25 protein-coding genes and 1 tRNA gene are annotated in these 25,279 nt (G+C 46.1%); 14 read left to right on the forward strand and 12 right to left on the reverse strand.

What is annotated here, in order from left to right; all coding sequences use genetic code 11:
* The first annotated feature begins 33 nt into the window (after nucleotides 1–33).
* A complete protein-coding gene (locus tag QUA36_RS17860; protein WP_333458582.1) occupies nucleotides 34–1,386 on the forward strand; it encodes a cytochrome P450 in 1,353 nt (450 codons plus the stop codon).
* Between the two features lie 37 nt (nucleotides 1,387–1,423).
* On the opposite strand, the gene QUA36_RS17865 is transcribed toward QUA36_RS17860, so the two are convergent.
* Both QUA36_RS17865 and QUA36_RS17870 read right to left on the reverse strand, forming a co-directional pair.
* Nucleotides 1,424–1,747 (reverse strand): hypothetical protein, encoded by a 324-nt coding sequence (locus QUA36_RS17865; RefSeq protein ID WP_333160513.1) that lies wholly within the window; start codon nucleotides 1,745–1,747, stop codon nucleotides 1,424–1,426.
* A gap of 303 nt (nucleotides 1,748–2,050) precedes the next feature.
* Entirely contained in the window at nucleotides 2,051–2,986 is a 936-nt protein-coding gene (locus tag QUA36_RS17870; RefSeq protein WP_333458583.1) for a class I SAM-dependent methyltransferase, read from the reverse strand.
* A 331-nt stretch (nucleotides 2,987–3,317) separates the two neighbouring features.
* Between QUA36_RS17870 and QUA36_RS17875 the strand changes: the two genes are divergently transcribed.
* Complete coding sequence (locus QUA36_RS17875; protein WP_333458584.1) at nucleotides 3,318–4,220, forward strand: hypothetical protein; 903 nt, start codon at nucleotides 3,318–3,320, stop codon at nucleotides 4,218–4,220.
* A gap of 255 nt (nucleotides 4,221–4,475) precedes the next feature.
* Nucleotides 4,476–5,420, forward strand: a complete 945-nt coding sequence (locus QUA36_RS17880) for a glutathione S-transferase family protein (protein WP_333458607.1) — start codon at nucleotides 4,476–4,478, stop codon at nucleotides 5,418–5,420.
* 538 nt (nucleotides 5,421–5,958) lie between these two features.
* Here QUA36_RS17880 and QUA36_RS17885 read toward each other — a convergent pair.
* Both QUA36_RS17885 and thyD read right to left on the reverse strand, forming a co-directional pair.
* Nucleotides 5,959–6,741, reverse strand: a complete 783-nt coding sequence (locus QUA36_RS17885; RefSeq protein WP_333458585.1) for a hypothetical protein — start codon at nucleotides 6,739–6,741, stop codon at nucleotides 5,959–5,961.
* 976 nt (nucleotides 6,742–7,717) lie between these two features.
* Entirely contained in the window at nucleotides 7,718–8,644 is a 927-nt protein-coding gene (gene thyD / locus QUA36_RS17890; RefSeq protein WP_333458586.1) for a thylakoid membrane protein ThyD, read from the reverse strand.
* Nucleotides 8,645–8,792: 148 nt separating this feature from the next.
* Here thyD and QUA36_RS17895 point away from each other — a divergent pair, with 148 nt between their 5' ends.
* Nucleotides 8,793–10,424: a DUF3352 domain-containing protein gene (locus QUA36_RS17895; RefSeq protein ID WP_333458587.1), complete on the forward strand. Its 1,632-nt coding sequence runs from the start codon at nucleotides 8,793–8,795 to the stop codon at nucleotides 10,422–10,424.
* Nucleotides 10,425–10,737: 313 nt separating this feature from the next.
* Here the strand turns inward: QUA36_RS17895 and QUA36_RS17900 are convergent, their stop codons facing one another.
* The 3 genes from QUA36_RS17900 to QUA36_RS17910 form a co-directional block, all read right to left on the reverse strand.
* Entirely contained in the window at nucleotides 10,738–10,935 is a 198-nt protein-coding gene (locus QUA36_RS17900) for a hypothetical protein (protein WP_172187588.1), read from the reverse strand.
* Between the two features lie 196 nt (nucleotides 10,936–11,131).
* Nucleotides 11,132–11,548 (reverse strand): tetratricopeptide repeat protein, encoded by a 417-nt coding sequence (locus QUA36_RS17905; RefSeq protein WP_333458588.1) that lies wholly within the window; start codon nucleotides 11,546–11,548, stop codon nucleotides 11,132–11,134.
* 125 nt (nucleotides 11,549–11,673) lie between these two features.
* Complete coding sequence (locus QUA36_RS17910) at nucleotides 11,674–12,027, reverse strand: HesB/IscA family protein (RefSeq protein ID WP_006632680.1); 354 nt, start codon at nucleotides 12,025–12,027, stop codon at nucleotides 11,674–11,676.
* A gap of 245 nt (nucleotides 12,028–12,272) precedes the next feature.
* On the opposite strand from QUA36_RS17910, the gene QUA36_RS17915 reads away from it, so the two are divergent.
* From QUA36_RS17915 to QUA36_RS17945, 7 genes are all read left to right on the forward strand, one after another.
* Nucleotides 12,273–13,925, forward strand: a complete 1,653-nt coding sequence (locus QUA36_RS17915; protein WP_333458589.1) for a DUF6930 domain-containing protein — start codon at nucleotides 12,273–12,275, stop codon at nucleotides 13,923–13,925.
* A gap of 122 nt (nucleotides 13,926–14,047) precedes the next feature.
* Nucleotides 14,048–14,302 carry a hypothetical protein gene (locus tag QUA36_RS17920; RefSeq protein ID WP_333458590.1) on the forward strand — a complete coding sequence of 85 codons (255 nt, stop codon included), beginning with the start codon at nucleotides 14,048–14,050 and terminating at the stop codon, nucleotides 14,300–14,302.
* Nucleotides 14,292–14,663, forward strand: a complete 372-nt coding sequence (locus tag QUA36_RS17925) for a type II toxin-antitoxin system PemK/MazF family toxin (RefSeq protein ID WP_333160535.1) — start codon at nucleotides 14,292–14,294, stop codon at nucleotides 14,661–14,663. The genes QUA36_RS17920 and QUA36_RS17925 overlap by 11 nt, the downstream gene beginning before the upstream one ends.
* Before the next feature lie 62 nt (nucleotides 14,664–14,725).
* On the forward strand, nucleotides 14,726–16,162 hold the full coding sequence (gene zds / locus QUA36_RS17930; RefSeq protein ID WP_333458591.1) for a 9,9'-di-cis-zeta-carotene desaturase: 1,437 nt from the start codon (nucleotides 14,726–14,728) through the stop codon (nucleotides 16,160–16,162).
* A 191-nt stretch (nucleotides 16,163–16,353) separates the two neighbouring features.
* Nucleotides 16,354–16,800 (forward strand): SRPBCC family protein, encoded by a 447-nt coding sequence (locus QUA36_RS17935; RefSeq protein WP_333456033.1) that lies wholly within the window; start codon nucleotides 16,354–16,356, stop codon nucleotides 16,798–16,800.
* A 258-nt stretch (nucleotides 16,801–17,058) separates the two neighbouring features.
* Nucleotides 17,059–19,089 carry a serine/threonine-protein kinase gene (locus QUA36_RS17940; protein WP_333458592.1) on the forward strand — a complete coding sequence of 677 codons (2,031 nt, stop codon included), beginning with the start codon at nucleotides 17,059–17,061 and terminating at the stop codon, nucleotides 19,087–19,089.
* A gap of 86 nt (nucleotides 19,090–19,175) precedes the next feature.
* Nucleotides 19,176–19,249: transfer RNA gene (locus tag QUA36_RS17945), tRNA-Val, on the forward strand.
* 319 nt (nucleotides 19,250–19,568) lie between these two features.
* Here the strand turns inward: QUA36_RS17945 and QUA36_RS17950 are convergent.
* On the reverse strand, nucleotides 19,569–19,796 hold the full coding sequence (locus QUA36_RS17950; RefSeq protein WP_333160543.1) for a hypothetical protein: 228 nt from the start codon (nucleotides 19,794–19,796) through the stop codon (nucleotides 19,569–19,571).
* Complete coding sequence (locus QUA36_RS17955) at nucleotides 19,738–20,736, reverse strand: hypothetical protein (protein ID WP_333458593.1); 999 nt, start codon at nucleotides 20,734–20,736, stop codon at nucleotides 19,738–19,740. The genes QUA36_RS17950 and QUA36_RS17955 overlap by 59 nt, the downstream gene beginning before the upstream one ends.
* Nucleotides 20,737–21,097: 361 nt before the next feature.
* Between QUA36_RS17955 and QUA36_RS17960 the strand changes: the two genes are divergently transcribed.
* Entirely contained in the window at nucleotides 21,098–21,379 is a 282-nt protein-coding gene (locus tag QUA36_RS17960; RefSeq protein ID WP_333028172.1) for a helix-turn-helix transcriptional regulator, read from the forward strand.
* A gap of 235 nt (nucleotides 21,380–21,614) precedes the next feature.
* A complete protein-coding gene (locus QUA36_RS17965) occupies nucleotides 21,615–21,884 on the forward strand; it encodes a helix-turn-helix transcriptional regulator (protein ID WP_333160550.1) in 270 nt (89 codons plus the stop codon).
* A 39-nt stretch (nucleotides 21,885–21,923) separates the two neighbouring features.
* On the opposite strand, the gene arfB is transcribed toward QUA36_RS17965, so the two are convergent.
* The 3 genes from arfB to gnd form a co-directional block, all read right to left on the reverse strand.
* On the reverse strand, nucleotides 21,924–22,337 hold the full coding sequence (gene arfB, locus QUA36_RS17970; protein WP_333102661.1) for an alternative ribosome rescue aminoacyl-tRNA hydrolase ArfB: 414 nt from the start codon (nucleotides 22,335–22,337) through the stop codon (nucleotides 21,924–21,926).
* 72 nt (nucleotides 22,338–22,409) lie between these two features.
* Entirely contained in the window at nucleotides 22,410–22,880 is a 471-nt protein-coding gene (locus tag QUA36_RS17975) for a restriction endonuclease (RefSeq protein ID WP_333458594.1), read from the reverse strand.
* 142 nt (nucleotides 22,881–23,022) lie between these two features.
* Nucleotides 23,023–24,477 carry a decarboxylating NADP(+)-dependent phosphogluconate dehydrogenase gene (gnd, locus tag QUA36_RS17980; protein WP_333452837.1) on the reverse strand — a complete coding sequence of 485 codons (1,455 nt, stop codon included), beginning with the start codon at nucleotides 24,475–24,477 and terminating at the stop codon, nucleotides 23,023–23,025.
* Nucleotides 24,478–24,770: 293 nt separating this feature from the next.
* Between gnd and QUA36_RS17985 the strand changes: the two genes are divergently transcribed.
* The gene (locus QUA36_RS17985) at nucleotides 24,771–25,193 is read left to right on the forward strand and encodes a hypothetical protein (RefSeq protein WP_333160556.1); all 423 of its coding nucleotides are present in this window, start codon (nucleotides 24,771–24,773) and stop codon (nucleotides 25,191–25,193) included.
* Nucleotides 25,194–25,279: the final 86 nt, after the last annotated feature.

Here is a 25,279-nt window from a genome sequence, read left to right on the forward strand (position 1 = left end):
ACACTAGAAATATTGTGTTTCGCCAGTTTTGCAATGACGCTGCCTACCGGATCTCGTTCTCCTGCTCTGTTCCAAACGCTTTCGCTGGTAGCTGACCCGATCGCATTTTTTGATCGCTCCTGGGCCAAATACGGCGATACATTTACCGCCCGCGTGTTAGGGCCCTCTTCGCCCCCCGTGGTGTTTCTGGGCCGTCCAGAAGCGATTCAGGCGGTGTTTACGACGTTAGCCGATGCCTTTGAGTTTGGCAAAGTGACCAACGTATTTCGCCCGCTGGTGGGAAATGAATCCCTAATCATGAATGAAGGGCCGCGACATCTGCGACAGCGACAGCTATTAATGCCCGCGCTGCATCGGGAACAGTTGCACAGTCAAGGGCATTTGATTGTTGATTTGACGAAAAAGCAGACGATCAACTGGAAAGCCCCAGATGCGATCGCAGTACGCGAAGAAATGTTAGAAATTTCGCTGCAAGTAATCTTGCAAGTCGTGTTTGGATTAGTGCCGGGAGAGCGCTACGAACGCCTGAAACAATTGCTCAGCAAGCTTTTAGAGGCGATTACCTCTGAGCTGTACTCGATACAATTTTTCTTTGAACCGTTGCAGCAAAATTTGGGATCTTGGAGTCCGTGGGGGCAGTTTTTGCAGCAGATGGCGCAGATTGACTCGCTGATTTATGCGGAAATTGCCGAGAGGCGATCGCATTCTCTCGATTCGTCACGCACGGATATTCTGTCGGTGTTGATGATGGCCCGCGACGACACCGGCGAATCCCTCGGCGATCGAGAATTGCGCGATCAGTTGATGACGCTGTTGTTGTTGGGACATGAAACGACTGGATCGGCGTTGACTTGGGCGTTTTACTGGCTGCATCAGTTTCCCGAATGCCTTGCTAGGTTGCGGAAGGAATTGGATGAATTGGGCGAGAATCCCGATCCGATCGCGCTTTCGCAGTCGCCCTACTTAACAGCAGTCTGCAAGGAAGCGCTGCGGGTTTATCCAATTGCCTTAATTTCGCAGCCGCGCAAGGTGAAACGGACGATCGAACTCGAAGGCTATACATATCAACCGGGAACGATTTTAATCCCCTCTGTCTATTTGGCGCACCGTCGGCCTGAAACCTACGAAAATCCCGCCCGGTTCAACCCCGATCGCTTTTTAGATCGCAAGTTTTCCGCCTCTGAATTTTTACCGTTTGGAGGCGGGAGTCGAAGCTGCATCGGGATGGCGTTATCGATGTTGGAAATGAAGCTCGTTTTAGCAACGGTGCTGTCTTCCCGTGAGTTTGTATCGAATCTCGATCGGCCAATTCGTCCAGTGCGCCGGGGAATCACCTTTGTGCCACCCGATCGGTTTCGATTAACGGTTGTGGGCGATCGGCGTTAGATTCATTGCAGTAAAACGCCGTGTGAAGCAAGATATGTTATTCGATGAAAATCCCAGCAACTTTGTCTCCATTCATAGTCATGTGTGCCACAAATTCATCTCCACCATCTTCAAAACTCAGCTTCCACAAATAAATCGGAGAATTACCTTGTTTTATCTCACCAAAATAAGTAATAGAGTATCCCTTTTGCAGGCGTGAAGCGAGCAGCTCGCTAACATCGTCAAACATTTGTTGTGTAATGCCCGCTTTGTAGCCTGCATCACCGACTGTGGTAAAAAGCTCGTAATTTTTCGATGCAGTGGCATCCAAGATAACCTGCAAACAATCGATGACGTTTTGAGAGGGGGCTGTCGGGTTCATGAAGATGTCCTACTTTTATGGTTCTATCAAAATGTCTAACAAATGGCGCTGTGAATAGCTTCTACGGCTGTCCAATATCAAATCCGGTAGCATCGGAATTATTTATCGGTAGGGGGCGCGATCGCAGAAATTTTAAAATCCACAGATTAGACTATTTACACTCACGCACCGCCCCAAGGATTGAATAATATCTCTGCAACTTTACCATTTATAGCAGTTTTCAATCGAATTAAATAAATACAGCTTTAGACACGGCACTGCCGTGTCCTACCCGATATCTGTACTTCACTCTACTGAAAACCGCTATATTGCCTTAGCAACAATAGTCCGGTGTCGGACTGTATTGCAAGTGATTGTCGGCGCAGCAAAATCAGAATCAACTAAAGCTTGCTCAATATCCAACCCAAAATACTGATCCAAATAAGGCTCCGTACTCTTGAGCAAAGTCAAAATATAAGGAGGCATTTTGGCATAAACTTCCGACTGAGGATTCATATCCATAATTGTCAAATGTCCGCCAACACGCAGCAAACGCCTCGCTTCCCGGAACACTTCTCTAGTAGCTTTCTGCGGCAATTCGTGACAAACTAAACAAATAGAAACTAAATCAAAAGCAGCCGCAGGTAAACCAGTAGATTCAGCAGCAGCATGAACCCAAGTCGGAGATTTTTGATTTAAAGATTGGGATTCTCGCTGTTGGGAACGGTATTTAGCAACTGCTAAAAAATAAGGAGACAACTCTACCCCAGTCATCTTCGCTTCCGGGTAAACCTCGCCAAGAGCAAAGGTACTCATTCCCACACTGCATCCCAAATCAACAATATCTCGCGGTGAAGAAGCAATCTGAGATTTGATGACTTCGTGATAGCTGGCGCGGAGTTTTGCATCGCCTTCTGCACCCGCTTCTGGCCAAATTCCCGCGTGAACTGTACGGGCGGCAACTTCTACTTCTGTAGCAGCTTCCCAACTCATATTACCTTTTTCATAAGCGTGAAATGAAGTTAGATAATATTTCGGGTAAACCAGATCGGGATTTTGGACGCTGAGCAATTCTGCATCCCAATTTCGAGCTAAAAGTGCTTGGGATTCTTGTCGCCAATGCACTCCAATTTTTTCGGCTCTTGTTATCATCATTTCCCGCGCTTGGTGCTTGGCTAGATTAGCCAAAGGTTTGATGGAGAGTACGCCATTTACTAAACGCGAGGCTAATCCGGGAGTTTTGTTAACTGCAACTGTCATATTTTATGTGTTTCTATTTTGCGCCATCTATTTTAACACAGTGCGAGGATTTTGAGTTATTCGATATAATGAAACTTAACTTGGTGAGGGCGAGTGAAATGCAAATGTTTTGGGGGAAAGACTTTTTTTAATGAACCGCAGAGGGCGCAGAGAACGCAGAGGAAGAAAAGAGAGAAAAGATAAGAGTAGGGCAAAAGTGGCTCGGCTGGTATAATATTTATTTGTGCTTGCCTACTTAGTTCTGGGGAATTCATCTAGAATCTGGAATCGGATTTGCCGAAGTTGGAGTATTTGGAAGAACACTTTAAATCTGGCTATTAAGGAGTTTGTGATGAGCAAATCTATTGTGGAATTGGTTGACAATTTGCCATCGGGTGGGGTCACTGTGAAGATGTTAAAATCTCTCGATTTTGTGGTTCCGGGAGAGTGGAACAATCTGACGGGTTTTGATAATACTATTGAAGCGGTGACAGGGGAAACAAAGCGCAAATTAGTGGGGAAAATTTGCGATCGCGCGATCGAGCTTTACGCTAACCCCAACGAGCCATATCAAGGCGTACTCAGGCTTTACCAGTTAGCAGACAGCGCCGACAGTGCGTTAGGTGCAACGGCTATGGCGAATAAAATCGGCGAAAACATCGGCTTTCTTTCCTTTCTCAACCGCCTCACTCCCAAAGCTGACACTACTCAAACGATCGACTTGTGCGTCAAAGTGGCGATCGAGCTAATTGCCTTCTGCAAACTTAACAATATTTCCCTTGACAATGTGGGAAGCTTTGGTAATTATTTATCTCATTACAAAGGCGAATCTTTGATGCGGATGGCTGCTTTAGTTTGTGCTGACGGTTTAATTCCCCTTGGCCCGGACTTCATTAGAGTAGCACAAAATACCCTAGGCGGATTGAATCCTTCAACCTTGCAGCAAAACTCAACATTCCAAAATATCAGCAACCTAATTCCGGGCGCAAATAATTCACAAAAGTTCGGATTTGTGACAGCAAGTTTCGCCTCAGCGCAAGGTTGGATGAACAATTTAGTACAGTCTCGCGGCTTAACTCCGGCCATAGTTTTGGGCCATCTCAAGCAATACGTTGATGTTACCGATGACAAATTGGATTATGTGGCGGCGTTTTTGGACATGACTACCAATTATTACGAACATACGGGAATTCAGACGGTTGCTCGCCGATTGATCGATCGAGCTTATGCTGAAATAGCCTCTGGCAGATCCTAGAAAACTCGTTCTCAGTTGAGGGAAAACAGCGAACAGCGAGGCAGAGCCTCTAAATATGCGTTCCCAGGCAGAGCCTGGGGACGAGGGAAACCATTGCTTACTTTGCCTTCTTCCTTCTTCCTTCTTCCTTCTTCCTTCGGCTGTGAGTTAAAATAAGCGAATTATGTTTGGCAAAGCTCTTTTAATCGCATTGTGAAAAACAAATCGCTTCCTTCATCGGTAACAGTCAAGCTAGGCAAATTTGTCTGGACATCAATGTGGCAATTAATGATGTCAAAACTAGCGCCGCCCGATCGCACCGGAGCATACATTCGCCCCAGCAGCAGTTTCCGCAACTTTGTCAGCACTGCACCAGACAACCCTCACGGGCCCGCTGCGGGACGGTATCGCCTCTTTGTGGGTACGGGATGCCCTTGGGCGCACCGCACTCTGGTGACGAGGGCGCTCAAAGGGCTGGAAGATGCGATATCCGTCTCTATTGTCTATCCCTCGGAAGGGGGAATGTGGGTGATGGAGTCGGAGACTTTTGGCTGCAATACGGTGCCGGAACTTTACCAGTTGGCTTTACCGGGCTATCAGGGGCGGTGTACGGTGCCGGTGCTGTGGGATGACTCGAAAAAGACGATCGTCAATAACGAGAGTTCGGAAATTATTGTGATGCTAAACTCGGAGTTTAACGAGTTTGCTAGCAATCCTCAAATGGATCTTTATCCTCTGGATTTGCGAGAACAAATTGACGAGTGGAATGAGAAGATTTACCAATCGGTGAATAACGGCGTTTATCGCTGCGGTTTCGCGCAATCTCAAGCTGCTTATGACTCGGCTTGCAGTGAATTGTTTGCTGTTTTAGACGAGATCGATCGATCGCTCTTGAGGAGTCGTTACCTTTGTGGCGATCGGGTGACTTTAGCAGACGTGCGGCTTTTTACAACTCTATTCCGTTTTGATGCAGTTTACTACAGCTTATTCAAATGCAATCTGCGCCGCATTCAAGATTACGAGCATTTGGGAGCTTATCTGCGCGATTTGTACCAGTTACCGGGTGTTGCGGGCACTTGCGATTTGGAGGCTGTGAAGCGCGATTATTACGGCAATTTGTTCCCGCTGAATCCCGGCTGCATTATCCCCGCTGGGCCCGATCCGGGGAGTTTGCTCAAAGCTCACGATCGCGCCGGGCTCAGGAACCGGGTTTCTCCATAAATCTCTGTGATTATCGAAATTGAAGCGAATAAAATGACCTCGTTCGGGGATATATTTTAGCAAAATTCTTCTCCTTCTGGTTTTCCCCAAGAGATTTCTTCGCCCGGTTCTATTTCGCCTGCTAATAATTCATCTAGGGTATATTTGGAAAGTTTCTGATTTACAGGCTCTATGACTATTTTTCCATTTTCTATACTGCAAATTACTGCATCATGTGCTTTCAGGTTGAAATATTTGGTTCTTCAGTACGTAGTATGCTAAACAACCCAAAATCAAGCTGTAAACCTTGTTATATCAAATCCGGTAGCATCGGAATTATTCATCTCTCTTATCTCCCTCTGTGTTCTCTGCGTTCTCTGTGGTTAAATCATTCCGATGCAACCGGAAACAATATTAAATAAGGATTAAACGAAATATCGCTCATTCTAGCCCAATTCATCTAAATAAATAGTCAAAACCTTTGCTCCGCAAAGGTTTGGACTACATTTCTATACAAGTTAGCATACCAAGTAATGAAGAGCCATTATTTTTTGTATACTCATCCAAAGATTTTATAATAATTAGGATCTTTTTTAATAAAAACTCTCAGTCTAAATAATCGATAATAAAACACAACCTGTTTACTTAGTTTGTTGTTGATTTTCTCCCAAAGGGAACGTTTGGGATATTCAATCTGTTTATGGATGTCGAAGTAAATTTGTTTCTCCTGAATAATTGCTTGTCCATTTTGGATTCTTACTCGTTCAATATTATCCTTAAAGAATGGAAATTTGTCTTCGCGGAAAAAATCAAATGTCATCCCAATTCGAGCCGCAGCTAGCCCCATAGCATAACCCTCACCATGATAGATTTCTTGCATTTCAAAAAAGTAAGAAATTGTCTGCCAAAGTTCAAAAAATTTCCCTTCTAATCCATTCTGTCTCTTCATGACAAACATAAACTCGTGAAGCCACTTCACTTGTTGAAGATCAATATTTAGTTTTTGCCCTGCTGCTTTTATAACTTCAATTTTTTTCGGATTTTTAATGTTTTGTATGTGTTTGACCAAATCAGTACCTGCTCTTGCTGTAATTCCAGGAGACCAATTCATTTCTTCTACTAGAGGGCCTAGCAATCTAACATCAGAGTCTAAAAACATACAACTCTCAAATAGTGAGAGAGCTTTTTCAAGAACGAAACGTTTGTCATGATACCCTTTCACACTCTGGAGGTGGTGCTTGAACACCAGAACATGAGGGAAATTTTTAAACTGCTCTGGTTGATCGCTTAGGATACATAAAGTTGTGGAAGGCATATGGGTCTGGATATCTTGAGCTAGCATCTTTACATGAGCACGATACCTATCACCTACAGCTAGAGTACAAAAACAAAACTTTTCAGATGTGTCCATATGATTTGAGCGCCAGAGATGTGAGTTAAACTTGCAGAAATTTTTCGTGAATCCAACTTATGAAAATATTATAACTGACTTATGGTTACTAGATTACTCTGAAACAGTTTCAATAGCAAGGAATAAACAGAATATTAAGAATGCGTTTATATTGCGATCGCAATATTGAAGATTAAACCCTATATCCCTCTTCTGTCACTCTCCGGGGGGGCGATCGCGCTTAATCTTCATCTGGCAATTAATACAAGCTATTCTATTAGAAGAAAAAATGCTCAGGTTTATTTATTATAACAACTAGATATAGTCGCGCGTGGGGCTCAGAAACCGGGTTTGAAACCCAAATCTTGGGTAGGATGCCTAAATTACAGCAATTTCCAGGTTTATGGAGTACGGTTGCAAGGGTTTGTCAACCATTTTGGTAAGTGCTTTTGGTAAGTGTTTGGGATTAAGGTGTACTCTATTTGCCTGGAATCTGCTGTATCACAGAAACCCGGTTTCTTGGCTCAGGGTTAGGCGCGATCGCGTGGGGGGTTGAGAAACCGGGTTTCTTACCCAAATCTCTGTTGGGATGCCAAAATTCTCCCAGAAACCCGGTTTCTTGGAGTTTCTGGGAACACGCGTGGGGATTCAGAAACCGGGTTTCTTACCCAAATCGGGCGTGAGGATGCAAAAATTGTCGCAGAAACCCGGTTTCTTGGCTGAGGCTGAGGTGATCGCGTCGGGGAGTCAGAAACCGGGTTTCTTACCCAAATCTTCGGTAGGATGCCAACATTCTCGCAGAAACCCGGTTTCTTGGATTAGGCCCGCAGGACCCTCAGAAACCGGGTTTATTAACAAAATCCGGCGTGAGGATGCCACAATTATCGAAGAAATCCGGTTTCTTGGACAACGAGGATTCGGCTACTTCTTAGCTTCCAGACAAAATCTCTTCTAGTGCTAATTTCAGCGTCGGATATTGATATTGAAAACCACTAGCTAAAGTTTGTTTCGGCAACACTTTCTGCCCTTCCAAAACAAGTTTTGCCCCGTCTCCCAACAGCATTTCTAAAGCAAAACCTGGCACCGGCAACCAAGAAGGCCGCTTTAAAACTTCCCCTAAAGTTTGACACAATTCATTCATCCGCACCGGATTCGGTGCTGTCGCATTCAAAACGCCTTCAACTTGCGGATTTTGCAAAGCGTACAAAATTAAATCAACTACATCCTCGCGATGAACCCAAGAAAACCACTGTTTCCCAGTGCCCAGTGGCCCGCCTGCAAATAGTTTAAAAGGTGGCAGCATTTTTGCCAACGCACCTCCCATTCCCAAAACTATCCCCAGCCGCAAAATTGCTAACCGCGTTCCCGCATTTTTTGCAGGTTGGGCGGCTGCTTCCCAGTCTTTGCAAACTGCTGCTAAAAAATCGTTTCCCGCGAGGCTCGTTTCGTCAAACTCAGCGGTTTCGCTGGTTCCGTAATAGCCGATCGCCGATGCGCTAACAAACACAGATGGTCTAGGATTAGCATTGACGATCGCCTCCACCAATTTTGCCGTCGTCAGTGTGCGACTGTCGAGAATTGCTTGCTGGCGCGCCTCCGTCCACCTTTCCTCCGCAATCGGAACCCCGGCTAAATTGACAACCGCGTCGCAGCCTGCGATCGACTTTTGCCAATCACCAGACGACGCCGGAGTGTAGGCGACAACTTCCAAATTCGGATAAGCTGAAGCCGGAAAAACTCGGCCAGCCTTCGCCGCATCCCTGCTCAAAACCACCACTTTATCTCCCGCAGCTTGCAGTTTCTCCACCAGCCGGCTACCTACAAATCCCGTTGCTCCCGCGATCGCTACTTTCATCTTTTACAAATAATGCACAGTTCTAGCAGTTTAGACGATCGTCCAAACTTGTGTTAAATCATACAAAAATAAACAGCAGCCTCGATCGCCTCTCCACAAGCTTTCTGTATTTTGATTAAACTGATATGGGACGCGAGGAACACAAACCATGCCTGCAAAAAAATCAAAGCTTCTAATTGCTGCCTCCATCGCCGCAGCAGGTAGCGCTGCGGTCTACTTTTACTTCCAGGGTTTGAGCCAACAAGTATCCAACCCTCAAGACAGCGCCAAAGTTGTACCCGACGAAGCAATGATGGCCGCGTTCATCTCCCCCAATCCCCAAGCGTTGGCCCAGTTGCAGCGATTTGGCACGCCAGGGGCTCAAAAGTTGATCGGTCAGGGTTTGAAGACCTTTCAAGAACAAAGCTTGGCAGGCACTCAAATCGACTTTGACAGGGACTTAAAACCTTGGTTAGGGGGGGTGATGGTCGCTTTGCTGCCCCCTGATGCTGTGACAAATACAGAGCCTCCAAAACTGCTGGTAGTAGTCAGCGTCAAAAATAAAATTAGCGCTTGGAATTTTGCTAATAAATTAAAATCTCAGCCCGGTGCAACTACTCAAGAAACCGAGTATAAAGGAGTTAAAATTTTTGAAATTGCAGAGCCAACTGGCAAGCGCTACAGTTTGGCTTTGCTGAACGACCAATTAGTGATGGCTCCTTTGAAAAAGCCTGTGGAATTGGCGATCGATACTTTTAAAGGAGAACCCTCCCTCGCTACGCAGCCGAGCACAACTAAGTTTTTTGCAGAGAGTGCTGGTGTCAAGAATCCGATCGCAACTGTTTATATTGCTGACTATCCTGCTGCAATTGAGCAATTGAAAGCTAATTTGCCCCCAGATATTCAGTTGCCTTGGACAGTGTTTTCGCAGTTCAAACAAGTTAAGTCTTTGGTTGCGGGAATAGGAGCGGATAGTGAGGGATTGAGGGTAAAAACTATTGCTCAGTTCGACCCTAAATTCGTTCAGCAAAATCCACAATTCGCATCGAAATTGTTGCCCCGATTTCCGGATGAAACTATTGCTTTAGTCGGCGGCAAGGGAATCGATAAAATTTGGTCACAAGTAACTGCTGAGGCACAAGATAGCCCGGAAGTTGACAGGGGAGTTCAGCAGGTGAGGAATAGTTTTAAGCGGTTGGATTTAGATGCCGATCGAGATGTTTTTGGTTGGATGAATGGGGAATTTGCGATCGGGGCGATCGGTTCGGATCAAGGGATTTTGTCTCAGTTGGGGATGGGGGCGGCGATGATTTTTGAAACGAGCGATCGCCCTGCAGCCGAAGCAACCCTGAAAAAACTCGATGCGATCGCCAAAAGCAATCCTACAGTCAGCGTCGCCCCTAGAACCGTTGAGGGCAAAGAGGTTACGGAGTGGCAAATACCCCAGCAAGGCACTTTATTCGGGCACGGTTGGCTGAATGAAAATTCTGTGTTTGTAGCTTTCGGCGGGCCTTTAGTTGATGTGATTACTTCCACACCACCGCAACCGCTAAGCAGCAGTCCGAGTTTTCAGGCGATCGCCACTTCTTTACCGCGGGGCAACCAAGGTTACTTTTACATAGATATGGAAAAAACCATGTCTTGGGCCAACCAATATTTGCTCGCAGTACAGCCCAATTTAGTTTCGCCGCCCGTCGCTGAATTGCTCAATTCTCTCCGAGGGGTTAGCGTAGCCACAGCTTCTACACAACCGACAACTGCTCAGTTGGAGATACTTTTTGCTTTGAAATCTACCAATTAGGGAATTTGTAATCGGTAACATCGTTTCCGGCTGCATCGGAATCATAAAATCCAGTCAACAGTTAACACTCAACCATTCAGTTTTTCGACCCAGAGTTAACTCTAAACAGCCAACTCTCATGAGGAGTGCAACCGGAATAGATATAATTTGTAATCGCTAATTCTTCCTTCTATCCTTTTATCCGTTAAATCCCGTACACGGCTTCGTTTCGGGATTTCCTTCGGCACAAAAAAGCGACAAAAAAAAGTTGCTGCCTCTCTAGGGAGGGCAGCTACTCAAATAAAACATCTTAAAGTCTCTCAAAACTTCAGAATTAACCTTCAGACATTCCCGATTTATTGGGCAATTGCAAATCATCAGGATCTACATAGTGACAAACAGCTTTGTCCATGCAAATCAATGCCCAGCCAGATTTATCTATGCTCATCAATTTGTAAGAAGCGGGCTGAATAAAGAAACCTTTGTGGTTGCGGGTTGCTGGTTTGATGTTAACGTGGCTGTCATTGCTCATGTTTTTACAACTCCTAGTATTATCGTAGTAAAATCTGAAAACCGCTGAGCGGGTTTGTCAATCGTCTAAGTTTTCAAATACTAGCACTGACTTTCTGAGTTTTCCATAAAGTTATTTATTGATTTATTACGAGATCGTAATAAACCACAAACCCGATTCCTTCGATCCCCGCCCAAAAATCGACTTGTTTGCGCGGTTACGGCTCCAGAAGCCACTGTTTAACGCGGGCGAGACTCTTCCAGTCGGGTTTTCTACTTAATCCTTCTTCAAAATTTTTTTTAACTTCGTCGAGCAACTCTTCGGAAGCCATCACTAATTGCTGAGCCACTTCTACGTGAGGGCGCACTCCTTTTTCTTTGAGATCGAGGATTGCTACTGCTAGGTTGATGCGAGCTTGGGGGTCGTGAGGGTTCAATTTAACGGCGGTTTTCGCTGCCTTGTGAGCCGGTGCGGGTTTATTTTCTAACAGGTAGAGCCACGCGAGACTAGCCCAGGCATTGCCATTTTTGGGAGCTTTTTCGCACACTTCTTTAAACACGGGGATCAGATTAGCCGGGGCTTCGCCAGCTTGGTAGCGATCGAAACCGTCTTTAAACAATTCTTCAGGGGTCATTCGATTTTAGATTTTGGATTTTAGATTTTAGATTGGAAAGAGCATTGGGTGCGGGACGCAGCAATGCAGTCCGAGGCATTCTCAGCAATTAGCAATTACCAATCCCCAATGCCCTATTTTCCAATTTATGTAGAAAAAGAACTGCCACAACCGCAAGTTTGAGTTGCGTTGGGGTTAGTAAACTGAAAGCCGCCCCCGATCATAGCATCGCTGAAGTCGAGAACCAAACCGTAGAGATAAAGAATGCTCTTGCGATCGCAAACTACCTGAAAACCGTCGTAGTCGAACACTTCATCGTCGGATTTCACAGTGCTAGGATCTGCGAAATCCATCACGTAGGACATACCAGAGCAGCCGCCCTGGCGCACCCCTACCCGCAAGCAGAGGTCTTTACCTTGTTTTTCTCTCAGAGCTAAAACTTGACGGACAGCAGAGTCCGTCATTTGAATTCCACGCTTTTCAGAAATGGCTTGAGTCATAAATTGCCGAACTCCTGAGATTGTCTAATGCTAAGAGTTTAATCTTATCCCTCCATTGTACAGGCATTCGCCAGAAGGCCTTCGGTTAGATGCTGAAGGCAGAATTTTTACCTGCTAATTTTTAATTCCCGTGGGGCCTCGTTCCCCAGCTTGATGTCCTCTCCCCCTATAGGGTTTATGATTGATAAGCAGCGGTTGACCGGCTACCGGCACCGCAACAATGCTTCACCCAACGGGCTTACTCTATGGCAGCGCTGAATCGCTCTACTCTTCGTCGGCTACAAAACTTACCTCAAATTCCCAGCGTGTGGGAGGGCGATCGCCGACCCTTATCTAATGCTGACTCGCACATGATGCTAGATGACGATGACTTTCTAGAAGCTGGTGGCGAGTGCATTCTCTGGGTCGATGGATCCGAAGGAGTCGTGAGGGCTATGGACATGGTAGGCCCAGATGCTGGCCCAGAGGCGATCGTCCGGGCCCTGCTACGGGCAATGGAACATCCCCAAAGTCCTGCTCCCGCAGTCCGCCCCCAAAAAATAGTAGTCAAAAACCGAGAAATTCAATTTTATCTGCGGGGCGTACTTCAAGATTTAGGCATTTCCATTGACTACGTGCCGGAATTGCCCCTAATTGACGAAATATTTCGAGGCATGGAAGAGGTCGCCATCAACCGACCTCCTGAGTTGCCCCCTCAGTATGCTGAAGTTTTAATGGAAAAAGCTGCTCAAATTTGGCAAGATGCTCCATGGCGGACTTTGAGCGAACACCAAATTATATCTATTGAAATCAATCAGTGGGATGTCGCCAGCCTCTACGTGTCGGTATTGGGGCAAGGCAGAATGGATTACGGAGTTTTACTGTACCGTTCTCTAGAATCCTTGAAGCGGTTTCGAGAACGAGTCGTCAACAACGATGAATCTTTTGAAGATTTAGAACAGGCTTTTTTAGGGCAAGACTGTTTGTTTCTCACCTTTGAAAGTGCCACCGATATTGATGAGGACGACGAAGAAGAAATTGATTTAGCTGATTTGCCTCCATCGGAAATTGAACCAAATTTCGGCAACCTGCATCCTTTAGAAGGATTGCGATCAATTCTTTATGAAGAAGAAGCCCTCACGATGTTAGTTGCTCTCGAAGCATTTCACCGCTTTTTCCGCAACGGTCGCCGGAAATTGGGATCAGACACTTTTCCCAGTCTTAGCAGCCGCTACCGCATCCCAGTTCCGCAGTCTGACGGAGAAATTCAACAGGTATCCGTTAAAGTTTCGACGATGCCGGATGTGTCAGACGAATTATTACAGATGCTCGGTGATGACGATGATGACGATGATGACGATGATGATGAATTTGACAAGCCACTGCTGCGGGACGATTTGGTGCCGCAAAATTCATTTTTGAGTCTCGGCGCCGTACCTTGGGAAACGGTAGATTTCCTGCGCCAAAGTGTCCAGTTTCACCAAGGTGCAGAAGTTGATATTAATACCGCCGGAGATGGTTTGCCGGTGGTGATGATCCAAACTTCTCATCCGAAGGCAAAAACTATGATTCAGGATTTGAAAGAAGCTGGAGGCGTCAAGGGGATTGGTTTTAATCCGGGCGAAAATCCTTTTCAGGATGAGCAATTCGACTTGGGTATTTTGCAAACAAAAAATGGGGAGCTGTATTTGTTTGGAGAGTTTAATGAAGACGATCCGGTGCATCAGGAAGCTCGCAAAAAGTGGGACCGTCGCTGTAAATTAACCAACGGTTGGTGCGGTTTGATTATTGCTAAAGGGTTGATGGGTGCTTCTCGCGGTCAGCCTCAGTTTAAGGATATGATCGCTTTGCTTGAGGTGCGCTGGGTGTCTGCTAAAGAGTTGGGAATTGGGCCACTTCAGTTGATGCCGATGTTTTGAAGTTAGTTGACTGTTGACTGTTGACTGTTGACTGTTGACTGTTTTGAGAAGGAAGAGGTAAAAGTAATTTGTAAGGTGCGCTGCCGCGCACCGTAGTTTTTAAATTATTAAGGAGAAGGATTATGTCAAATTCTACTCAAAAGCGAGAAGTGTTAGTAGCCCTTGATGCTGAATTCGCGGAGAAAATAGACCAACTTACTGATGATTGGACGGAGGCGATCGAACAAGCTCTCCGTCTCTGGTACGCTAAGCAAATAGAAGATAAGTTGCGGAAGTTTTATCAAAACCGCCGCCCCGAAGATATTGAGGAGGAAAAAGAGTGGTTTAATTTTGTAGAGGAACAGATAGAAGAAACATGGAGCAGCGATGGACTCTAACTCAACAGGAAAAACTTATCCTCGCCAAGGTGAGATTTATCTTTCAAGGGCTTTGCGTCAGTTAGGAGATACCAAAAAAAGACCTGTAGTTGTGTTTTCTCCCGATATCCGCAACGAGTTTACTGATTCTGTAATTGTTGTTCCTTTCACAAGTAATCTTGCAGGAGTAGAAAATCCTACTCGTGTCTTGATTCCTGCGGGTGAGGGAGGATTGCAAGCTGATTCTCTAGATGTATGTGAAAACGTTTCTGCTTTGCGGCAGACATTCCTAGAACAAGGCCCTTACGGTCAAATTAGTGCCGATGTCCTAGCCAGAATTCAGAGGGCTGTACAAGTGTCGATCGGCATTTATGAACTTTAATAATATTTCTAATATTCTAAATTTTGTTACAATTTGTAAAAATAGTGTAAAGGATAGGTAAAATGCGGGTTGCGATCGCAGGTGCGGGACTGGCTGGAATGACCACAGCAGTCGATTTAGTGGATGCTGGCCACGAAGTAGAAATTTTTGAATCCCGCCCCTTTGTCGGCGGCAAAGTCGGCAGTTGGGTAGATCCCGACGGCAATCACGTTGAAATGGGTTTGCACGTCTTCTTCGGCTGCTATTATAACTTATTTGCCCTGATGAAAAAAGTGGGGGCTTTTGATGATTTGCTCCTCAAAGAACACGTTCACACTTTTATTAATAGAGGCGGAGAAACTGGTTCTTTAGATTTTCGCTTTCCCGTGGGTGCTCCTTTGCACGGATTGAAGGCATTTTTCACGACATCTCAGCTATCGGTACAAGACAAAATTCAAAATGCGATCGCCCTGGGAACTAGCCCGATCGTCCGGGGTTTGATAGACTTTGAAGGGGCAATGAAAACTATCCGCGATTTGGATAAAATTAGCTTCGCTGACTGGTTCCGCAGTCAAGGTGGCAACCAAAACTCGCTCAAAAGAATGTGGAATCCGATCGCCTACGCACTGGGTTTTATCGACACTGAAAATATTTCTGCCCGGTGTATGTTGACAATCTTTCAATTCTTTGCATCAAAAACCGAAGCCTCTGTCATGCGGATGCTAGCTGGTTCTCCCAACGAATATTTGCACAAACCAATTGTGGAATATTTGGAAAGCAAAGGAGCCAAAATTTACACGCGGCGCAGAGTCCGAGAAATTCAGTTTGAAGAAGGCGAAGAAACCCGCGTAACAGGCTTGCTAGTAGCTAACGGCGAAACAGAAGAAAATATTACCGCAGACGCTTATGTTTTCGCCTGCGACGTACCAGGAATTCAGAAAATATTGCCCCCAGCCTGGCGCAAATGGTCAGAATTTGACAACATTTATAAATTAGATGCGGTGCCAGTTGCTACAGTACAATTGCGGTTCGACGGTTGGGTAACGGAACTCGAAGACGAAGCCAAGCGCAAACAGTTGAGCCACGCTGTAGGAATCGATAATTTGCTATATTCAGCAGATGCAGATTTTTCTTGTTTTGCAGATTTGGCACTGACAAGTCCCAAGGATTATTATAAAGAAGGACAAGGCTCGCTGCTGCAGTTGGTGCTGACACCGGGAGATCCATTTATTAAACAAAGCAATGAGGCGATCGCCCAACACGTACTCAAACAAGTTCAGGATTTATTCCCCTCAGCGCGGGAATTAAACATGACTTGGTACAGTGTAGTTAAGCTCGCTCAATCTTTGTATCGCGAAGCACCGGGAATGGATGTTTTCCGCCCTGCTCAAAAAACTCCGATCGCCAATTTCTTTCTAGCAGGAAGTTACACTCAGCAAGACTACATTGATAGTATGGAAGGAGCGACACTTTCAGGGCATCAAGCGGCTAAGGCAATTCTCGAAGCTTACAGTCATTAGTCATTAGTTCTCCCTCGTCTTCTCTGGTTCCCAGGCTATGCCTGGGAATGCCTATCAGGAGGCTCCGCCTCCAGTATCTAGACAGAAAACGCGAGGCAGAGCCTCTAGAAATGCGTTACCAGGCAGAGCCTAGTAACGAGAAAACCAGAAAGAAACAAATCTAAAATCTAAAATCTAAAATCTAAAATCGCATGACTGATTGGTTAGAACACAGCGTCCAAATAGAAGTAGCAGTTCCCATCGAATTAGCGTGGCAACTCTGGTCAGACTTAGAGCAAATGCCGCGCTGGATGAAGTGGATAGAATCAGTTCGCGTTCTCGAAGACAACCCGGAATTATCGCGCTGGAAACTCGCAACTGGCGGGTTAGAATTTAGCTGGCTTTCTCGGATTCTCAAAGTAGTACCGAATCAGATAATTCAGTGGGAATCGGTAGACGGTTTGCCAAATCGGGGTGCGATCAGATTTTACGATCGCAAAAACAGTAGCATTGTCAAACTGACGGTAGCTTATGGAGTTCCCGGCTGGCTGGCAAAATTGATGGACAATTCATTTCTAGCGCGAGTAGTTGAATCGACTCTTATGGCTGACTTGGAAAGGTTTAAAGAGTATGCTCTGGAAGTTAAGGCAACATCTTAAATTATGAGGACTAAAGTCATGACTCCTAACCATTTTGTAGTAAGGACTTCAGTCATTTAATTTTTAATTTAGGACTTAGACACCCGAACAAAGAAACCGGGTTTTTAACCGAGATTGAAAGTTTGAAGCAAATATTTTGGTTAAAAACCCGGTTTCTGGTCGCCCGTGCGTCCAGGACTATAATTGTAACGCGAGAGTCGATCGCCCCCCGGCCTCAGTATCATAGAGATGTGCTGCTGATTCCTTCTCGGTTCAGTTATGAGTTATTGCCTAAACCCCGCCTGTCAAAACCCGCAAAATGCCGATCGTACCCAATTCTGCCTGAATTGCGGCTCCAAACTGTTGCTGAGAGAGCGTTACCGCGCCATCAAACCCCTGGGGCGCGGCGGTTTTGGTCGCACTTTTTTAGCAATAGACCAAGACAAACCCTCAAAACCGCGCTGTGCAATTAAACAATTTTTCCCCTTATCCCAAGGTACCAGCAGCAGCGAAAAAGCAGCAGAATTATTCAACCGAGAAGCGGTGCGGCTAGACGAGTTGGGGAAACACCCGCAAATTCCTGAACTGCTGGCGCACTTTCAGCAAGAACGCTATCAGTATTTGGTACAAGAATTTATAGAAGGTCACAATTTACAAGAAGAGTTGGCGCGGACTGGGCCTTTCAGCGAAAGTCAGATTCTCAGTCTGCTGAAGGATTTATTGCCAGTATTGCAGTTCGTGCACGATCGCAGTGTAATTCACCGAGATATTAAACCGCCCAATATTATCCGCCGCCGCATTTCTCAAACTCCCATCATTTATACTTACCCAACATTAACCGGGGAATTAGTTTTAGTTGATTTTGGCGCTGCAAAAGTTGTGGAGGGTTTGAGAGAAACCGGTACAGTCATCGGTTCTCCCGAATTCGTGGCGCCGGAACAAATTAGAGGTCAAGCGGTTTATGCCAGCGATTTGTACAGTTTGGGAGTAACTTGCATTTATTTGCTGACTAAAATATCTCCTTTTGATTTGTTCGATATCAATCGAGATGCTTGGGTTTGGCGAGACTTTTTGAAGGTTCAAATTGATCCGAAATTAAGTCGCATCCTCGACAAAATGATCGAATCGAGTCTCAGTCGGCGCTACAAATCTGTAGCTGAGGTATTGAAAGATTTGCAGCCGCAGCAGTCGGCGGGGGCGGGAGCGGGGGCATCGCCCCTACCAGCGCCTAAAATTTCCGTGCCACAGAGGACGCCTGTGGTGCAGAATGCTGTGCCGCCAACGGTTGCAGGCACCATTTTACCTGTGCCGCCGATGCAGCGGGTTGTACCGGCACGCGCGCCTACTTGGAGGTGTGTTCATACTCTGGTAGGGCATTCTAATGCTGTTACGTCGGTAGCTTTCAGTCCTGATGGCGCGACTTTAGCTAGCGGCAGTGAGGACAAGACGATTGAGATGTGGAAGTTGGACGCGGGTAAGCGGTGGTACACTCTCACGGGTCATTCTGAGTGGGTGACTTGTGTGGCGTTTAGTCCTGATGGTGCGAGTTTGGCTAGTGGCGGCCGGGACAAAATGATTCATATTTGGGATTTGAATAAGGGTAAGCGGTGGTACACTCTTACGGGTCATTCTGACAGGGTTTCTGCTGTGGCGTTTAGTCGGGATGGTCAAGTTTTGGCTAGCGGCAGTCGGGACAAAACTGTGCAGTTGTGGAATTTGAATAAGGGAAGGCGGATGTCGGCTTTGACTGGTCACGCTGGCGCGGTGGAGGCGGTGGTTTTTAGTCCTGGCGGGGAGTTTTTGGCAAGTGGCAGTCGGGACAAGACTGTGCAGTTGTGGGATTGGCAAAATAATCGATCGATTTGTACTTTAGCAGAGCACGGGGATTGGGTGCGGGCGATCGTTTTTGCTGCGAGTTCCCCCAACTCCCTTGCCGGCCCGCCCCCCCCCAGCCCCCCCTTGGTAAGGGGGGGAGTAGGAGAAGGATTGATTTTGGCAAGTGGCAGTCGGGATGGTACGGCGAAGCTGTGGCGGGTGGATGCACAGGGGCGAGGGACGCTGTTGCGGAGTATGAGGGACAATTCTGGGGATGTTTTGTGTGTGGCGTTCAGTCCCGATGGTCGGGTTTTGGCGACGGGGAGTCGGGATGGCACGATTTATTTGTGGGATGCGGGTACGGGGGGTTTGCTGGAAATTCTGACCGGCCACGAGGGCGAGGTTTTGTCGGTGGCGTTTAGTGCTGATGGGGGTAGTTTGGCTAGCGGTGCGGGCGATCGAACTGTGAGGATTTGGCGGGGGATTGGGCTTTAGGGGAGATGTCAAGAGTGCCGGCCTAAAAAATCTTATATTTATGCTTGACAGGCGATCGAATGTTCTGCTACATTAGGAATTCGTGAGGACGCATAGCTCAGTTGGTTAGAGCACTACGTTGACATCGTAGGGGTCACTGGTTCGAGTCCAGTTGTGTCCATGAATTTCCACCATTTATAAATCCGGGGTTTGAGGTTTTCCATCTCACTAAGAGTTCTGTTTTCCGCTGATCTTTGGCTCAGTTCCACACGAACGGTGACAGAATAAGTCAAGGTCAGCCATTCTGAAAAATAGGGGAAAAAATCAAATAGCTTAAAGTGATTTTACTTTAGAAAAAGTGCATAAAGCTTTTGGTTTGACTATTTCAGAAGACGTGGTAGTAGTGTCCGCCCACCAGCCCCTTCCGGGACACGGCATCACAGCCGTGTCCTCACCCGCAGGACTACTTGAGACGCCAAAGGGAAAAACCCCCTGATAACTTACCTGCGACAGCCTTCGGCGATCGCCCTTAACACCGCTAGCCGCACTTCTGGATGAAATTTCTCAAGCCCGTTAGCCCGAAAAATCCAGTGTCCGCCGCCCGCGTGCTCGATCGCAATTTTCTGACCGTCAGGCAAAACTATTTGCCACCAATTCAACACACTGGCTTTAATAAGGTGGCAGTGAATTTCGTTCAGTTGAGCCTCCATTAATTTCAGTTGACGCATGATAGGATTTTGGGCAGATGACTTCATGATTTTTCTCATTAAATGAATTCGACTGTTTCTCGGCTTTGATTTCAGCTTGCCGATTTTTAAACTTAACTTCACCTTCCGAAGTTTTTGCCTTAACTTCCCTTTCCGAAGTTTTCGCCTTCACTTCCGTTTTACCACCTTTAGGCTCAACTTTGACTCCAAAACCTTTAGACTTAACTTTTCCTTGGGCAGAAGTTGAAGCCTTTCCCGTTGCTGGCTTCTTAAACTCCGCGTCTAATTGGTCTAAAATCTCCTCTTGTTCGGGAGTATGTTCCACTGGCTGCTCTAAATTTCTGGGATTGTATTCGTCAACCAACCTTGCCAAAAATTCCGAAATTGATAGTCCGGCTGCGGCTGCTTTTTTCGTTAAAAGGGCGTAAGTGTCGGTTTTAATCCGAATTTGTTTGAGCCGCAGGTTGGGATTGTTGTCAACGGTTTCGGCAATAGTTACTGCGGTAATCCTTTCTTTGGGTATGACATCGACAACTTCTTGCCACTTTTCCTGTAAAGGACTGTCGCCGTATTGGTCGGTGATTGCGTGTTTGAACAAAGGGACAACTTGAGCAACGCAGCTAGGCAAAATCTCAAATCCTGCTTTAATTAAGCGCAGGCAAATACTCGCCGATTTAATAATTTGCGTGCAGTAAAAATACTGCCTGCCTAATGCTTGCTCACAGTAAGTTTTAAAAGTTTTGAATTTGTCTTTGTACAATCGCAGCTTTCGGATGGCGTCCAGCATGATTCCTTGACGCACGTAGTCTAGGAATCCCCTTTTAATTTCGCCTGTCAGGTAGTCTAAATCGTGAAAGGGAGATTGATTCTGGATTTCTTCTTCAAAGTCTAGCAGCGGGCCTGCAAAGTGAAAGTTGGAGGCGACATCGCCTAGGTAGAAGTTGTCAATGGATGTGGGCATGATCTGGAATGGTTCGAGAAATGGCACGATACCACGGAAGTTGTGCGATCGCAAAGTATAAGTTTTGGGCTGGATCTTTGATACAATTTTGAGTTGGGCACTCCTGTGAGGTCGATCGACCTTTTACATAGCACCACCTCCTCGGCGTTGAGAAAAAAGGGGCTTGAGGTATGCGCCCAACCCCCGAAAATACGCTTGGGTATGCAGGCATAATTGATAGACACAACAAATAAGGCGGTTCTTCAAACCTGCATTTTGACCTTGGAGGCTCGTTGAGCGGCCTTTGTTTTGCCTACCAACATGAAGTTTACGTCTTATTCAAGCCTTTGTCAAGACGTAAGCTTCATGAATATTTCGTCCTATGATAGAAGAAGATTTACAAGAAAAGGAGAAGTCTCCATTGAGACTACTCAGAGAACAAGCTGGACTAACACGCCCTCAAGTCAAAGAAAAAATCGGAATTTCCGAGCGAAGACAAGCTGACTGGGAATTAGGCAAGGCTCTACCTAATGCTGAAAACATACTTGCTATGGCTAACCTGTACCAGGTTTCTCTAAAAACTATGTTTGAGCTTTTAGGATTAGATGTAACTAAAATTCCCGATGACTTACCAAGTCGATCGCCCTCGCAGAACGACAACTAACCCGCAGGGGTTCGGAAATGTCTAGGGAAACGGGTTTGAGTCATGCAACCAAGCCCGGAAAATAGGTTGGGCTATGCAGGCATAATGGGTAGAAACTACAAATAGGGCAGCTTGCTAAACCAAAGCGTTTCCACCGTCCGGCTAAAGCAGCGGCCTTTCTGTTGTCTCTATCTTTAACAAGGATACTTGTAAACCTCGCGGTTGTCAACAAGTTTGCTTGTAAATTTCCCATGATATGCCCCGAAAGAAACAAACTCAAGAGTCCAAAGATATACCAGCACTGCAAATCTTGCGAGAGGCTGTTGGTTTATCGCAAGCAGCTTTAGCAAAACAAATTCCCGACAAAACGGGCGCAAAAACCCTAAGTCAACAAGCAATCAGTAACTGGGAACGAGGACTAGACGAACCAGAACTGACCATTGCTCAAATGAAAGCTCTTTGCAAAGCTTTGGGAAAAACCCTTAACGATTTGCCTGACGACTTAGGCCCACCAAATCCTGACTGAGAAGTAAAAACTCAAAAAGCCCGATCGACCTTTCATCCCTCAATCGGTGACTTTCCCTCTCAGAGCTTTAATCTGCCCTCGCTTGGTTTTGCTGTCGAGACGCTTGCGCTGGGAACTACGAGTCGCTTTGCTGGGTTTGCGCCTTTTCGGTATGACGATCGCACTTTTAATCAGTTCTTGCAGCCGTCTCAAAGCCTCCTCCCGGTTTTGTTCCTGGCTGCGGTGTTCCTGGGCTTTGATGACAATCACACCTTCGGAGGTGATGCGCTGGTCATTGATTTGCAACAAACGCTCCTTGTAGCGATCGGGCAAAGAGGAAGCTGGGATATCAAAGCGCAAGTGAATAGCACTGGCCACCTTATTTACATTTTGCCCCCCCGCGCCTTGAGAGCGAATCGCACTAATCTCGATTTCGCCATCAGGAATGAACACAGTATTAGAAATTTGTAACATGATGAATAAGTGAAATTAAAGATACTGAGAAAGCAGTGCATCTTTTATATATAACTTACTTGGGTAGATAAATTATTTACACTTCTTAGCTGTCAGGATGAATTCGATGAGTCTTTTTCTATCCCAGAACTCTACGTCGTTAGATTTAGCAAGATTGTAAGCGTTTTCTGTAAATCTATTGTTCGTGATTACTCTTCCTTTATTCCCTTTGTAATGTCTGACGGCTCCTGCTACTTCTTGAACTGCTTTAATACCAATTGGGTTTTTGCTTCTCTTCGCTTGAACGACAGTTGTTGATCCATCTTTGTATAAAATTAAATCCGCCCCATAATCTTGACTATCTTGAGTTAACTTAACACTATAACCAAAGTTTATAAAATAAAGATATAGAAAATTTTCAAACTCTTTTCCCGTCATTTCATCTACTTCCAGAATACCACTGTCTAATAAACGTTTTCTTGACTCTTCTTCTTTCAATGTATCCAATACCGATGTTGCAATCACACCGAAAACGGCAGCGGCTTTTACTATAAAAGGTTTCATGAAATTACATAAATTACTACAAACGACGCCATCGCTCTTTAACGACGAATATATTAAAACTATCTCAAAAACAAACGTCAAAGCAGCAACACCAGAATAATTAATTAGTAAGGTGCGCCGAAACGCACCCTACAAAAATTAATTAGTCGGTAGTACCGGTTTGCAGCGACTCTTCAGCAACTTGCGTCCACTCTGAGTGGAAGAATTCACCGCGCGGTTTGTCGGTGCGTTCGTAGGTGTGAGCCCCGAAATAATCACGCTGAGCTTGCGTGAGGTTTTGTGGCAATCGAGCACGCCGATAGCTGTCGAAATAGTCCAGCGAGGCGCTAAATGCTGGCACTGCAATCCCCAGTTGGCAAGCAGTAGCTAACACGTCCCGCCAAGCCGATTGGCGATCGAGAATGCTCTGTTTGAACTCCGGCGCTAACAGCAAATTCGGCAGCGTTGGCTCGTCCTTAAAAGCTGTTTTAATCTTGTCCAAAAATCCAGCCCGAATTATACAGCCACCTTTCCAAATTCGGGAAATTTCGCTCAAACTCAAGTCATAGTTGTACGACTTCGATGCCGCGCTCAACAGCGCCATGCCTTGCGCGTAGGAGCAAATCTTCGAGCAGTAAAGCGCATCCCGAACTTTGTTCACAAACTCTTTAGTATCGCCTTCGTACTTGCCGCTAGGCCCGGTCAGTTGTTGGGAAGCTTTAACGCGCTCGTCTTTGTAAGAAGACATGATTCTCGCATTCACAGCAGCAATAATTGTGGGAATGCTCACGCCCAATTCTAAAGCACTCATTACAGTCCAGCGGCCGGTGCCTTTTTGACCGGCTGCGTCCATAATTACCTCAACTAAGGGTTGCTTAGTTTCTGGGTCAATATACTTGAAAATGTTAGCCGTAATTTCAATCAAAAACGAGTTGAGTTCGTCTGTGGTGTTCCATTCGGCAAAAACTTCCTGCAACTGCTTGCCGTCCAATCCACCAACGTTTTTGAGCAAATCGTAGGCTTCAGCAATGAGCTGCATATCCCCGTACTCAATGCCGTTGTGAACCATCTTCACGTAGTGGCCGGCGCCACCAGGGCCGATGAATGTGACGCAGGGGCCGTCATCTACTTGAGCCGCAATTTTGGTGAGAATTGGCTCTAGTAGGCCGTAAGCAGTGCGCGTGCCACCGGGCATCAGGCTAGCACCGTTGAGGGCGCCTTCTTCGCCGCCGCTGATGCCCATGCCAACAAATCCCAGTCCCATCGATTCTAAATCTTTGGTGCGGCGTTCGGTGTCGTCGTAGAGCGAGTTGCCGCCGTCAATAATCATGTCGCCCGGTGACAGCATGGGTTTAAGCTGGTCAATAACTGCATCTACGGCTTTCCCAGCTTGCACCATGACTAAGATTCTGCGCGGGGTTTCTAGGGCATCGACGAATTCTGTCAGAGTCTTGGCGGCTACAATGTTCTTGCCGGGGGCGCGTTTGGCCATGAATTCGTCGGTTTTAGCTGCTGTGCGGTTGTATACAGCCACGGAGAAGCCTCTGCTTTCGACGTTGAGCGCGAGGTTCTCGCCCATCACTGCTAGACCGATTAAACCAAAATTTTGCTTTGTCATGCTAATAACCCGCTTGTTGTTCCCGCTTGATGATAGGTTTGCGAGAGAGGAAAGCGAGGCGGGGTGTAGCGCTTTCCGGTGGACTAAAAGTATTGGACAATAGACCTAGGAGGTTTAGGTTTATTTTTATATTCTCAGAATTGCTGTTTGGTAAATCAGTAGGGTTTTTTTAAGATTTAAGGGATATTAATGACGCGGGCAGGTGATGATAAGGCAGGTATTATGTCGATCGCAGTAACGGTAGATACAAACAAGCGGACATTTTAAGGAAATTTTAGGAGACGGTTGTAACTATGGAAGATTTGCAGTATCTCGCGGCCTGGGTGAAGGAGCAACACGCTCGCGAGTATATTTTGACTTGGCTACTGAGTCAACAGGGGCTGTGGTGGTCGGATGGGGATATTTATCAGGCCGTTTTGCAAAAGTCGGGAAAGCTGTTGAAAGCTTATGTTCAAAAAAAGCAAGCGGGAGAGTTATTTGAGGGAATTTCTGAGAAGTTGGTGGGAGATGAGAACTGGGATGATTTGGCGGCGAGTTTGGCGCGGATTGTTGCGGTTTATCAAGAGGAATTATCGCATTTGCAAGAGCGCGATCGCCGGGGGGATGGGGTAAAAAAAAATTTGATTAGTCAACCGTTGACTGGAGATCCTTTGCCGCTTTTGGAAGTGCAGCAAGCTTTGCCCGATCCTTATGCTGATACGTTGACGGGGAGATAATTGCTGATCATTTTTGTGGATGGAGGCTCATCTCAGAAACCGGGTTTCTTCCCTTATTTTTCGTACTCAACCCAAATTGTCGCAGA

The sequence above is a fragment of the Microcoleus sp. Pol10D4 genome (assembly GCF_036701555.1).
GTDB lineage: Bacteria > Cyanobacteriota > Cyanobacteriia > Cyanobacteriales > Microcoleaceae > Microcoleus.

What these genes read in the sequence shown, in the direction of transcription:
- QUA36_RS17860 (WP_333458582.1), top strand. Translation starts at nt 34, where the DNA reads ATGACGCTGCCTACCGGATCTCGTTCTCCTGCTCTGTTCCAAACGCTT.
- QUA36_RS17865 (WP_333160513.1), bottom strand. Translation starts at nt 1,747, where the DNA reads ATGAACCCGACAGCCCCCTCTCAAAACGTCATCGATTGTTTGCAGGTT.
- QUA36_RS17870 (WP_333458583.1), bottom strand. Translation starts at nt 2,986, where the DNA reads ATGACAGTTGCAGTTAACAAAACTCCCGGATTAGCCTCGCGTTTAGTA.
- QUA36_RS17875 (WP_333458584.1), top strand. Translation starts at nt 3,318, where the DNA reads ATGAGCAAATCTATTGTGGAATTGGTTGACAATTTGCCATCGGGTGGG.
- QUA36_RS17880 (WP_333458607.1), top strand. Translation starts at nt 4,476, where the DNA reads ATGTGGCAATTAATGATGTCAAAACTAGCGCCGCCCGATCGCACCGGA.
- QUA36_RS17885 (WP_333458585.1), bottom strand. Translation starts at nt 6,741, where the DNA reads ATGCTAGCTCAAGATATCCAGACCCATATGCCTTCCACAACTTTATGT.
- thyD (WP_333458586.1), bottom strand. Translation starts at nt 8,644, where the DNA reads ATGAAAGTAGCGATCGCGGGAGCAACGGGATTTGTAGGTAGCCGGCTG.
- QUA36_RS17895 (WP_333458587.1), top strand. Translation starts at nt 8,793, where the DNA reads ATGCCTGCAAAAAAATCAAAGCTTCTAATTGCTGCCTCCATCGCCGCA.
- QUA36_RS17900 (WP_172187588.1), bottom strand. Translation starts at nt 10,935, where the DNA reads ATGAGCAATGACAGCCACGTTAACATCAAACCAGCAACCCGCAACCAC.
- QUA36_RS17905 (WP_333458588.1), bottom strand. Translation starts at nt 11,548, where the DNA reads ATGACCCCTGAAGAATTGTTTAAAGACGGTTTCGATCGCTACCAAGCT.
- QUA36_RS17910 (WP_006632680.1), bottom strand. Translation starts at nt 12,027, where the DNA reads ATGACTCAAGCCATTTCTGAAAAGCGTGGAATTCAAATGACGGACTCT.
- QUA36_RS17915 (WP_333458589.1), top strand. Translation starts at nt 12,273, where the DNA reads ATGGCAGCGCTGAATCGCTCTACTCTTCGTCGGCTACAAAACTTACCT.
- QUA36_RS17920 (WP_333458590.1), top strand. Translation starts at nt 14,048, where the DNA reads ATGTCAAATTCTACTCAAAAGCGAGAAGTGTTAGTAGCCCTTGATGCT.
- QUA36_RS17925 (WP_333160535.1), top strand. Translation starts at nt 14,292, where the DNA reads ATGGACTCTAACTCAACAGGAAAAACTTATCCTCGCCAAGGTGAGATT.
- zds (WP_333458591.1), top strand. Translation starts at nt 14,726, where the DNA reads ATGCGGGTTGCGATCGCAGGTGCGGGACTGGCTGGAATGACCACAGCA.
- QUA36_RS17935 (WP_333456033.1), top strand. Translation starts at nt 16,354, where the DNA reads ATGACTGATTGGTTAGAACACAGCGTCCAAATAGAAGTAGCAGTTCCC.
- QUA36_RS17940 (WP_333458592.1), top strand. Translation starts at nt 17,059, where the DNA reads ATGAGTTATTGCCTAAACCCCGCCTGTCAAAACCCGCAAAATGCCGAT.
- QUA36_RS17950 (WP_333160543.1), bottom strand. Translation starts at nt 19,796, where the DNA reads ATGCGTCAACTGAAATTAATGGAGGCTCAACTGAACGAAATTCACTGC.
- QUA36_RS17955 (WP_333458593.1), bottom strand. Translation starts at nt 20,736, where the DNA reads ATGCCCACATCCATTGACAACTTCTACCTAGGCGATGTCGCCTCCAAC.
- QUA36_RS17960 (WP_333028172.1), top strand. Translation starts at nt 21,098, where the DNA reads ATGATAGAAGAAGATTTACAAGAAAAGGAGAAGTCTCCATTGAGACTA.
- QUA36_RS17965 (WP_333160550.1), top strand. Translation starts at nt 21,615, where the DNA reads ATGCCCCGAAAGAAACAAACTCAAGAGTCCAAAGATATACCAGCACTG.
- arfB (WP_333102661.1), bottom strand. Translation starts at nt 22,337, where the DNA reads ATGTTACAAATTTCTAATACTGTGTTCATTCCTGATGGCGAAATCGAG.
- QUA36_RS17975 (WP_333458594.1), bottom strand. Translation starts at nt 22,880, where the DNA reads ATGAAACCTTTTATAGTAAAAGCCGCTGCCGTTTTCGGTGTGATTGCA.
- gnd (WP_333452837.1), bottom strand. Translation starts at nt 24,477, where the DNA reads ATGACAAAGCAAAATTTTGGTTTAATCGGTCTAGCAGTGATGGGCGAG.
- QUA36_RS17985 (WP_333160556.1), top strand. Translation starts at nt 24,771, where the DNA reads ATGGAAGATTTGCAGTATCTCGCGGCCTGGGTGAAGGAGCAACACGCT.